The sequence below is a fragment of the Endozoicomonas sp. ONNA2 genome (genome assembly GCF_024606365.1).
Taxonomy (GTDB): Bacteria; Pseudomonadota; Gammaproteobacteria; order Pseudomonadales; family Endozoicomonadaceae; genus Endozoicomonas.
Genome location: NZ_JAHHPO010000810.1, coordinates 1 through 1,206 on the forward strand (window position 1 = coordinate 1; position 1,206 = coordinate 1,206).

Sequence of the window (1,206 nt, forward strand, 5' to 3'; positions counted from 1 at the left end):
AGCCCCAGTTGTCGTATTTCAGTATGGGATGCCCATTTCTTGTCAGTGTCCCCATACACCATCTGGTAGTCATAAATACACTGCCTTGCCACCGCCGGATGCCCCTTCCAAAGCCTGCTGCCCCAGGAATGACGCCTTGTGTTTCCGGCCCCAAGATACCACGTCCCATTCGGCTCGCAACGATCTTCCCGGTTGATGGTTGCCTGGTCGCTATTGACAAAAAAAGACTCGCTGCGATCAACCAGCCGGGTATCATTTTTTTTATCATGGGTTTCGTAGTAACTGTCAAAGAAGTCTGGCCCCAGTGCATTCATGGCATTACGATGCTGTGAGTGCTTACTGACAACCCCCTGCTCATCTGACCGGGCACTGTTCAGGTCTCCCATCAGGAAGATACCCTGATGGTGTCTGTTATTTCGCCGGTCATCAGCGCAATCCTGCTCAACCCACGTTCTTATCTGGTCCAACTCGAAAAAGCGGATCCTGTCATAGGTTTCACCTTCCTTGGCCTGAAGGTGCGTATTGTAAACCACAGCCGTTTTGTCATTACCCAGATCCAGTACGATTCGCAGCAACCCTTTATTGGCCAGCTGGTCTTCTCCGGCCAGATCAGAGAAAGGCCGGAATGTCATCTCCTTTACGGGATATTTGCTGGCAATGGCCAGGCCACTGTTCAATCCGGTTTCCCGGGGGGCAACACTGTGCACAATATGGTGATAGTGGTCGCCAAGATCCTGACAGAGCCGCCTGGTTGCCTGTTGGTCAAACACCTCCTGAAAGCAGACAACATCAGGGGTAGTGTCAGGGTTGCGGGTTAGTGCTTTAGCAATCTCCCCGCTGCGCCGCTGTGATGAACGCAGGTCGTTCAGATTACGGATAAACGACGGCATCAGGCCGGTGTTGTAAGTCATCAAATGCAGACCCCGCTCGGAAATATAGGTGGCGGGCGGCACAGCAGACTGAATCAGGGAAATGTCGTTCCTGAACAGGTTGCCGATCATACGCAGGGAGAACCCCACTATTCCCAATGCCAGTGAGGGCAGCAGAAATAGCGTGACAGCAGTCACCCGAGCGACTTTTCTGGCCCACAGCGGTAACCTCTGTTGTTCACCGGGCAACTTGCTTTTGCCCGGTCGGTCGTGGGCAAACAGCTTCCTGATTACCACTGATCGTACGTCATGAATCAGCTGCTATAATAAACGTCGA

General features: G+C 52.7%; 1 protein-coding gene. It reads right to left on the minus strand.

All coding sequences use genetic code 11. From position 1 onward, the window contains the following. Nucleotides 1-1,166 (minus strand): endonuclease/exonuclease/phosphatase family protein (locus KDK14_RS14355; RefSeq protein ID WP_257265858.1); only part of this gene is annotated, 1,166 nt, incomplete at its 3' end. Nucleotides 1,167-1,206 lie beyond the last annotated feature (40 nt).